Origin of the sequence: Burkholderia sp. SRS-W-2-2016, assembly GCF_001931485.1 — a bacterium.
Classification (GTDB): domain Bacteria; phylum Pseudomonadota; class Gammaproteobacteria; order Burkholderiales; family Burkholderiaceae; genus Paraburkholderia.
Window position 1 is genome coordinate 32,331 of the sequence record NZ_MSDV01000074.1, and the last position, 9,624, is coordinate 41,954.

The 9,624-nt window shown below is 67.8% G+C and carries 4 protein-coding genes; all 4 read right to left on the reverse strand.

The window, feature by feature from the left end:
• Window positions 1–47: 47 nt before the first annotated feature.
• Window positions 48–3,002 carry a malto-oligosyltrehalose synthase gene (gene treY, locus BTH42_RS30445; RefSeq protein ID WP_075304895.1) on the reverse strand — a complete coding sequence of 985 codons (2,955 nt, stop codon included), beginning with the start codon at window positions 3,000–3,002 and terminating at the stop codon, window positions 48–50.
• Window positions 2,999–5,218 carry a 4-alpha-glucanotransferase gene (gene malQ / locus BTH42_RS30450; protein WP_075304896.1) on the reverse strand — a complete coding sequence of 740 codons (2,220 nt, stop codon included), beginning with the start codon at window positions 5,216–5,218 and terminating at the stop codon, window positions 2,999–3,001. Before malQ ends, treY begins: the two co-directional genes overlap by 4 nt.
• Window positions 5,215–7,119 carry a malto-oligosyltrehalose trehalohydrolase gene (gene treZ / locus BTH42_RS30455; RefSeq protein WP_075304897.1) on the reverse strand — a complete coding sequence of 635 codons (1,905 nt, stop codon included), beginning with the start codon at window positions 7,117–7,119 and terminating at the stop codon, window positions 5,215–5,217. Before treZ ends, malQ begins: the two co-directional genes overlap by 4 nt.
• A gap of 199 nt (window positions 7,120–7,318) precedes the next feature.
• Window positions 7,319–9,529, reverse strand: coding sequence for a glycogen debranching protein GlgX (gene glgX, locus BTH42_RS30460; RefSeq protein WP_075304898.1), 2,211 nt, complete (start codon window positions 9,527–9,529; stop codon window positions 7,319–7,321).
• Window positions 9,530–9,624: the final 95 nt, after the last annotated feature.

A 9,624-nucleotide genomic window follows, 5' to 3' on the forward strand; every position in this document is an offset into this window, starting at 1 on the left:
GTTGATGGGCGGCGCGGCGCTGAACCGCGCGCCGCCGCTCTCCAGCGTCAACTCCTCGGCACGCCATCCTCCACCAGCACCGCCACCGGCATCACGGTGAGCGCGTCGCGCAGATACAGCAGACCGTCGTCGACTTTCGGCGCGGCCGGGCTGAGCCAGTCGAACAACGCGCGCGCCGACAGATCGGCCGGCATTTCGACGGCGGTGTCTTCCCAGCGCGCGGGGTCGACTAACGGCAGATCGGATTGAGCGCTGGAAGCAGCGCCACCTGCAACACCCGCAACACCCACATCCAGCAACTGCGCAGCCAACCGGCTCGCGACCACCACCGCCCACGCATTGCCATGCCGCCGCGCGAACGCAATCACGTTCGCCGCATGCCTGCCCCGCACCGCGAGCGGCAGATACGCGCCCTGACTCAGCAACTCCGGCAGATGCGTGCGCAACGCGAGCAGGCGTTGAATCATCGCGAGCTTCACGCGTCCGTCGCGCCAGTCGGCCAGAAACTCCGACGGCGGCGTTTGCGTCGGCGCGAGCCACGCTTCCCGTTGCGCGAAATCGACCGGTCGACGGTTGTCCGGATCGACGAGACTGAAGTCCCACAACTCGGTGCCCTGATAAAGATCAGGAATCCCTGGCGAGGTCAGCCGCAACACCGTCTGTTGCATGCTGTTGAGCGCGCCTGCCCGGCCGATGCGTGCGACGAACGCCGCCAGCTCGTTCAGAAAACCGTCGCGCCGCTGCGGCGCGAGGATGTCGAACAAAAACTCGCGGCAGCCGGCCTCGTACGCTTCGTCGGGCGCGAGCCAATTGGTCTGCAGCTTCGCTTCGCGCAGCGCCTTCAACTGCCATTGCGCGACGCGCTCGGCCAGTTCCTTCACGCCGGCTTCGTCGTCGGCGCGCAGTTCAGGCGGCCAGCAGCCGACCAGCGTCTGATACAGCATCGCCTCGGCGGCGGGGCCGGGCGCCCACGCATCGCTCATGTCCTGACTGACGCTGCCGACCGGGGTGCCGTCGAGCGCGCGCCGTTGCGGCGCATTCAGCGTCGACCACGCGTGCAGCGTCGCGCTCCAGTCGTCGGCGAGTTCGCTGAGCACCGCGAGCCGCGCGCGCACGTCTTCGCCGCGCTTGTGATCGTGCGTGGCGGTCGCCAGCAATGCATGCGGAAAGCGCTGCGCGCGCGCCAGATTGCCCGCGTGAAACTGCTCGACCGACAGCGCGAACTCGCCCGGATCCGCGCCGACTTCGTTGCGCGACAGCAGCCGGCCATAGCGATAACACGCGGTGTCCTCGATCGCCTTCGCGGCGAGCGGCGCGCTCAGTTGCGAGAACAGCGTCTGTGCGTTGCGGCGCGCGGAGTTCGCATGCGATGGCGGACCGGCGTTTTGGCCTTGCTGCTGATGTTGTGCGGCGCCGCTCGAACTACCAGAAGCGGCAGCGGCGGACGCCGAACTGGAACCACTGCGCGCCGGCGGCGGCGCGTCTTCCGCGCTGCCGCCGAGCCACGCGTTCACACGTTCCAGCGCCGCATGATCGGAGCGCGGCAGCGTCGCGCGCGCGCCGGCCAGCGCGACGTCGAAGTAGACGTTGTCGGCCGCGCTGCGCACCGCGCTCTGCGGGTACATCCGGTACACCGGAAAATGCACGACCAGCTCGGTCAGCACGCGACGCAGCGTCGGGTACGTGAAGTCGCGCGTAGTCAGCGAATCGCGCGCGATCCGATGCAGCGCCCGCGCGGCGCGATCGAGTTCCGCGGTCAGATTCTCGGCGAGTATCTTGCGCCGCGCGGCGAGCGCTTCGTCGGCGAACTGCGCGCTGCGGCCGGTCAGTTCGGCCCACGTGCGCGCGAGCGGCTGCGCGCCGGCCGGGTCGTGCAACAGCGCGCCGACGTCGTTCATGAAGTCGTAGCCGGTCGTGCCGTCGACGGGCCAGTCGTCGCGCAATGTCTCGCCGCGGCCGAGAATCTTTTCGACCACCACGTACGGCGCGGTCTCGCGCAACTCGCTGAGCCGCTGCCGCACACGCTGGCAGTATTCGCGCGGCTCGGCGAGGCCGTCGATGTGATCGATCCGCAAGCCGTCGACGAGGCCGTCGCGATACAGCCGGAAGATCAGCGCATGCACGGCCTCGAAAACCTCGGGCCGTTCGACCCGCACGCCGGCGAGTGTCGAGATATCGAAGAAGCGCCGCCAGTTCACTTCGTCGGATGCGGTGCGCCACGATGCGAGCCGGAAATGCTGTCGTTCGAGCAGCCGATGCAGCCGGTCGCGCGTGACCGGGTCCTCGGGCGAGTACGTCTCCAGCACCAACTCGATCGCCGATTCGCCTTCGCGGGCGACGAACTCGCGCAGCGCATCGCGTGCCTCGGCGGCGCGCGGCTGATCGGCGGGCTGGGTCGTCAGCCCCTGGAAGCGTGCGGCGAGCGCGCTCAGATCGGCGCGATCCGCGCTTTGCAGGATCGCCGCGTAGTCAACCGGGCAGACCGGAAACCGATGCGGGCCGTAGCCGATCAGGAAGCGCCCGCTGTCGGCCGCGAAACGCAGCGCGATACGGCCCGCCGCGAGTTCGTCGCCGTACTGCGCGCCGAGCGTCGGTAGCAGCACCTTGCCGCGCAACGCCGGGTCGGGCGAGTGCCAGTCGACGTCGAAGTGGCGCGCGTACGAGCTGTGACGCCCCCATTCGAGAATGTCGAGCCACCACGCGTTGCTCGAACCGCCGACACCCATATGGTTCGGCACGATATCGACGATCAGCCCCATGCCGTGCGCGCGCAGTTTTTCGACGAGGCGTTGCAGCCCCGCCTCGCCGCCGCATTCGGCGCTGACCTGGGTGTAGTCGACGGTGTCGTAGCCGTGCAGCGAACCGGGCTCGGCGGTCGTGACCGGCGATGCGTACAGATGGCTGATGCCGAGCGCGGCGAAATACTCGACGCGGCGCGCGGCGTCGTCGAACGTGAAGCCTCGATGGAACTGGAGGCGCAGCGTGGAGCGTGGGACGGTCATGGCGTGTCAGGCTCCGAAGAAAGTTTCGATGAAGAGGACGACGAAGCAACGGTGCCATCCGCGGCGGCTACGGCCCGGCGCGCGCGCTCGACGGCCAGCAGGCGGTCGCTGAACGCGGCGTCGTCGAACATCGCGTCGACCGGCAGCGTCATCCGGCGGCGCCAGTTCGGATGCTCGTCGATCGAACCCGGCAAGTTCGGCTGTTCGGCCAGCCCGAGCAGATCTTCGAGCGGGAACGTCACCAGCGGCCCCGGCGTCGCGGCGACGAACGCGAGCGCTTCGTCGACCGGCGCGTTATCCGCGGACGGCGGCGCGACCTGCGGGGCCGCGACGCCGGCCTGCTGAAACGCGCGCCACAACTGACCGCGTTGTTCGGCCCGCTCTTCGAGCGCAACCTGCTCCGGATCGCGGCCGTCCGCGCGCGCCAGCGTCTGGCCGATCCGGTTGCGCCACTGGATATCGCTGCCGCGCCACCAGCCGGCCACCGTCGGCAGATCGTGCGTGGTCGTCGTGCCGACCGCGAAGCGATCCCACTCGCGCGGTGCCTTGAAGCCGTTGCCGTCGGGCGCGCCCTCGAACCACAGTACGCGGATGCCATCGATGCCGTGTTCGTCGAGCCGCTCGCGAAAACCGGGCGGCACCGTACCCAGATCTTCGCCGATCACGATCGCGCGATGCCGCCATGATTCCAGCGCTATCAGCCGCAACAGGTCTTCGAGCGGATAACGCAGATACGCGCCGTTGCGCGCGCTTTCGCCGTCGGGCACGAGCCACAGCCGCCGCAAGCCGAGAATGTGGTCGATACGAATGCCGCCCGCGTGCGTGAACGCCGCGCGCAGCATGTCGATGAACGCGGCGAAGCCCTGAGTTCGCATCGCGCGTGGCGAGAAGGTCGTGAGGCCCCACGACTGGCCGGCCTGGTTGAACAGATCGGGCGGCGCGCCGACCGATACGCGTTGCAGCATGTCGTCCGGATACGACCACGCGTGGCTGCCGGCGCTGTCGCAGCCGACCGCGAGATCGGCGATCAGGCCGACCGCCATGCCGGCTTCGCGCGCCGCGTTCTGCGCGTGCGACAGCCCGCGCGCGGCGAGCCACTGCATGAACAGATAGAAGTCGACTTCGTCGCGCTGCGCGGCGGCGAACGCGTCGACTTCGGGACTGCGCGGATCGCGTAATGCGTCGGGCCAGTTGCGCCAATGGCCGTCGCCGCCTTGCGCGAGCTGCGCGGCCTGCAATGCTTCGAAGCGCGCATGATCTTCGAGCGCGCGGCCCGCGCGTTCGCAGAAGCCGTGGAATTCGAGCGCGTGCGGCGAGTGCTGCGCGCGTTCGCCCGCATTGAACTGCTGGTACAGCGCGCGCAATACCTTCAGTTTTAGCGGCGTCGCGTGCGGGTAGTCGATCAGCGGCAGCGCTTCGTATTGCGCCCACGCGTTGCCGCCATCCGCGGCCGCTAACGCGGCGCGCGCGGCATCCGCGCCGAACACCGCGGCCGGATCGATATGCGTGACGTTGAGCCACAAACGCGACGACGGCGCGTACGGGCTGAAGCGTTCCGGCTGCGCGCTGAACATCGCATGCGTGGGGCTGACCGCGAGCGCGTGCGCGCCGCGCTTCGCGCCGAGTTCCGCGAGTTGCGCGAGCGCGGTGTAATCGCCGATCCCGCCGTCGCCGACGCGTCGCAATCCGTATAGCTGCGCGGCGATACCCCACAGCGGCGGTGCATCGGTGTCCTTGTCATCGTGCAGCGTGCGCCACGCATCGGCGACCGTATAGCAGCGCGGCGGCGCGACCGCGAGCGTCATCCGCTGTTCGTTGATCACCAGCGTGTGATAGCCGGCTTCGTCGATCGGTGCGAGCAGCGCTTCCTCGCCTTTCGGCGCGGTAAAGCGCCCATCGATGATCGCGCCGCTTTCGAGTTCGATCCGGTAGTGGCTGCCCGATCTCACCGCGGCCGCGGGCAGCGCGATCCCGCGCCCGATCACCGCGGTCATCAGCGGCGGCAGCCGGCGGCCCGATAGTTCGGCCTCCAGAGCACTGGCGCTATGGCGAATCTCGGTCGCGTTCGCGCACGGCAGGCCCATCCGGTCGAGCAGCGTCGCGAGCGTCTGATCGGGCACGTGCTGCACGTTGTGGTGCGCGTCCTGCCACTCGACTTCGAAGCCCGCGCGGGTCGCGAGGGCGAGCAGTTTTTCACTTGAGCGTCGGGTCGTCACGCGCGCTGCTCCTCGTGGGACACGAGCCGCGCATCGTGGCGGCTCGCGTATTCGCTGACGTCGCCGGTGAGCCACGCGACGAAGCTATGGGCCGGCAGCGTCTGCGCGTCGATCCGCTCGCGCACGCGCGGCGGCGTTTCGAAAATGACCTTGCCGTCCGGCGCGTGGTTCAACGCGACGTCGTCGTTCGACAGATTCAGCGCGATCGATAGCGTCTCGCCGTCGCCAAGCCGCCAGCTTGCGATCAGCGCGTTCGCGTCGGCGCCGTCGGCGGTAGGCAGCACGGTCGCGCCGAGCGCCTTGCCGTGCTTCAGGCGCGGCGTAATCAGCTTCGCGCGCACTGCCAGCGCGGACTTGTAGAAATGCATCCAGTCGAGGCGCTCCAGTGTCGGCGCTACATCGGCAGCCGGCGGCGACGACGCGGCGAAAGTCTGCTCGTCGTTCGGATCGGGAATCTGCGCGCGGCGTTTCTCATCGCTGAACGCGGAGAACTTCGCGAATTCGCGGCGCCGTCCTTCGCGTACCGCGTCGGCGAGTTCGCCTTCGTAGTCGGTGAAAAACAGGAACGGCTGGGTCGAGCCGTATTCCTCGTCCATGAACAGCAGCGGGATTTGCGGCGACAGCAGCAGCAAACCGGTCGCCGCTCTCAATGCGTCATCGGAAGTCAGCGAGCGCAGCCGTTCGCCCATTGCGCGATTGCCGATCTGATCGTGGTTCTGCAGAAACATCACGAACGAGCTGGGCGGCAGATGGCCGCTCGCTTCGCCGCGCGGCGCGCCGTCGTGAATCGGCGACGGGTCGCCCTGATACGCGAAGCCTTCCGCGAGCACGCGCGCGAGGCGGCGGACCGGCCGCTCCGCATACGCGTGGTAATAGCCTTCGGTCTCGCCGGTCAGCAGCACGTGCAGCGTGTTGTGCGCGTCGTCGTTCCATTGCGCGTCGAAATGCGCATCGAGCAGGCTCGCGCTGTTGTGCTCGTTTTCGAGCACCAGATGCACGTGGCGGCCATGCTGGATGCGCGCGCGGATGTGGTCGGACAGTTCGCGCAGCCACTCGTGGTTGTCGATCGCGTGGACCGCGTCGAAGCGCAGACCGTCTATACGATATTCGTTGATCCAGTAGACCGCGTTGTCGGTGAAGAAGTCGCTGACTTCGCTGCGCGCGAAATCGATCGCCGGTCCCCACGGGGTCGGTTTGCCTTCGCGGAAAAACTTCTTTGCGTAGGTATGCAGATAATTGCCGTCGGGGCCGAAGTGGTTGTAGACCACGTCGAGAAACACCATCAGGCCGAGACCGTGAGCCGCGTCGATCAGCGCTTTCAGTTCTTCCGGCCGGCCGTACGCGGAGTCGGGCGCATACGGCAGTACGCCGTCGTAACCCCAGTTGTGGCGGCCGGGAAAATCGTTCAGCGGCATCAGCTCGATCGCGGTCACGCCGAGCGCGGCGAGCGCCGGCAGACGCTGTTGCACGCCCGCATAGCCGCCCAGCGCGCCGACGTGCAGCTCGTACAACACCGTTTCTTCCCACGGCCGGCCGGTCCAGCCGGTGTGTTCCCAGCGGTACGCGCGCGAGTCGATCACTTCGCTCGGGCCGTGCACGTCCTGCGGCTGGAAGCGCGAGGCCGGATCGGGGACCAGTTGGCCGTCGTCGAGCCGGAAGCGGTACAAGGTGCCCGCGCCGCTGTCGATGCAGGCCTCGAACCAGCCGTTGCCGGTCGCGCTCATGTCGTGCAGCCCCTGGGCGGGACCGTTTTCGATGGCCACCTGCACGCTGGCGCACGACGGCGCCCAGAACCGGAAGCGCGTGCGCGGCTGGCTGCCGTGCGCGCCGAGCAATTGCGCGCTGAACGGCAGGCAGTGCGCGAAGTGATGCGTGTGTGGATCGATCGGTCTTTCGGACATGTTTCTTCACCATTCGAAGCGGCTGTCGAGCCGCCAAGTGAAATGCGATACGGAACGCCGTGCGTGCATGCATTGATGTGATGAATGCGCTGCGGCGGCGCGCTCACCGTTGCGTCGCAACATTCTTGCCACCCCGCCGGCGCGTGCTTCGAGCGTCTGCGCAAGAGCAGCGCAACCGCAGCGCAACCGCAAAGCAACCTCAGCGCGCGCCGTCGTCCTGGGTCTGCGTGCCCGGATCGGGCGGCAGCGCGGTCAGCAGACGCGGCCCATGCTGCGCGCCGGCGATCCAGCCGGCCTGCCAGTCCGCGTCGCCGGTCGGTTGCGCGGCGACGATCACGAGGCCGTGCGCGCCTACTTCCAGCTCAGGCGTCGCGAGCCGTTCGGGCGCCCGCTCCGGCGCGGCCGTGTCCAACAGCACGTGCCATTCCAGGTGCGGTGCGGGAGGAACGAATTGCAACGCTTGCTCGTGCGCGTTGAGCATCAATAACAATACTTCGGTTTCGCCGTTCAGGCCCGGTCCCGCGCGACGCAACGTGAGCGCGCGGCCTTCCGGGTCCTGCCACGCTTCGATCGTCAGCGGATCGCCGTGCTCGTCGAACCAGCCGACGTCGAACAGGCCCGGCAGCACTTCGCGATCGCCGAACAGAAAACGCGTTTCGCGCAGCAGTGGGTGCTGTTTGCGCAACGCGATCACCCGCGCGACGAACTCGGTCATGCGGCGGCCTTCCGGCGAATCGGCGAGGTCCCAGTCGATCCAGGATAGGTCGTTATCCTGACAATACGCGTTGTTGTTGCCGCGCTGGGTGCGCAATGCTTCGTCGCCGGCCAGCATCATCGGGGTGCCGAGCGCGATGAACAGCGTCGCGATCAGCGAGCGCGCGACGCGCCGGCGTGTCGCCACGATCGCCGGGTCGTCGGTCGCGCCTTCGACGCCCCAGTTGCGGCTGCAATTCTCGTTGTGGCCGTCGTTGTTGTCCTCCTTGTTGTCCTCGTTGTGCTTGTGCTCGTACGCGGCGACGTCGGCCAGCGTAAAGCCGTCGTGCGACGTGACGAAGTTCAGCGACGCCCACGGCTTGCGATGGCGCCGGTTGAACACGTCGGCCGAGCCGGTCAGGCGCGCGGCGAGGTCGGGCCGCAGCCCCGCGTCGCCGCGCCAGAAACGGCGCACCGTGTCGCGAAACCGGTCGTTCCATTCGCTGAAGCCGGGCGGATGGTTGCCGAGCTGATAGCCGCCGGGGCCGATGTCCCACGGCTCGGAAATCAGCTTGCGCTGCGACAGAACCGGGTCCTGGCGCAACGCGTCGAACAGGCCCGAGCCCGGATCGAAGCCGTGGCTCTCGCGCCCGAGCGTGACGCCGAGATCGAAGCGGAAGCCGTCGATGTTGAACGCGGTCGACCAGTAGCGCAGCGAATCCATCACCATCTGCAGCACGCGCGGATGCGGCAGGTTAACCGTGTTGCCGCAACCGGTGTCGTTGATGTGGTGGCGTTCGTCGCCGGGAATCAGCCGGTAGTAGCTCGCGTTGTCGAGCCCGCGCCACGAGATCGTCGGGCCCATCTCGTTGCTTTCGCAGGTGTGGTTGTAGACCACGTCGAGAATCACTTCGATGCCGGCCGCGTGCAACTGGCGCACCGCGATGCGCATTTCGTCGAGCCGGTGCGAACTCAAATAGGTCGGCTCGGGCGCGAAAAACGCCGCGGTGTTGTAGCCCCAGTAGTTGCGCAGCCCGCGCTCGACCAGAAAGCGGTCGTTCAGAAACGCATGCACCGGCAGCAGTTCGACCGCGGTCACGCCGAGTTTGAGCAGATGTTCGATGAACTCCGGCGACGCCAGCGCCGCAAACGTGCCGCGTTCGTGCTGGCGCAGATCGTTGCGCAGCATCGACGCACCGCGCACATGGGTCTCGTAGATCACGGTCTCGCCCCACGGCACGTTCGGGCGCTTGTCGTGCGACCAGTCGAACGCTTCGTCGACCACCACGCACTTCGGCATCGCGGGCGCGGAATCGCGCCGGTCGATCGACAGGTCCGCGCGATTCGAATGCATCCGGTAGCCGAACAGCGCGTCGGACCAGCGAAAGTGGCCGACCAGCTTACGCGCGTAAGGATCGAGCAGCAGCTTGTGCGGATTGAAGCGATGGCCGAAATGCGGCTGATACGGACCATGCGCGCGAAACCCGTACGCGGTGCCCGGATGCGCGCCGGGCAGATAGCCGTGCCAGACTTCGTCGGTGCATTCGGGCAGCGGGTAGCGGCGGATTTCCTTGCGACCGGTCGGATCGAACAGGCACAGCTCGATTTTCTGCGCGTTCGCCGAGAACACCGCGAAATTGACGCCGAGGCCGTCCCAGCTCGCACCGAGCGGGTAGGGCGAGCCGGGCAACAGCCGGTCGGGCATCGCATGCGACATGATTCCCCTTTCCTGTTCTGATTGTTGGGCGCGCGGCCCGGGTCTTCATGCCACGCTCGCGCGGCGCCATAGCCAATGCGCCGCGTGTTGCGGCA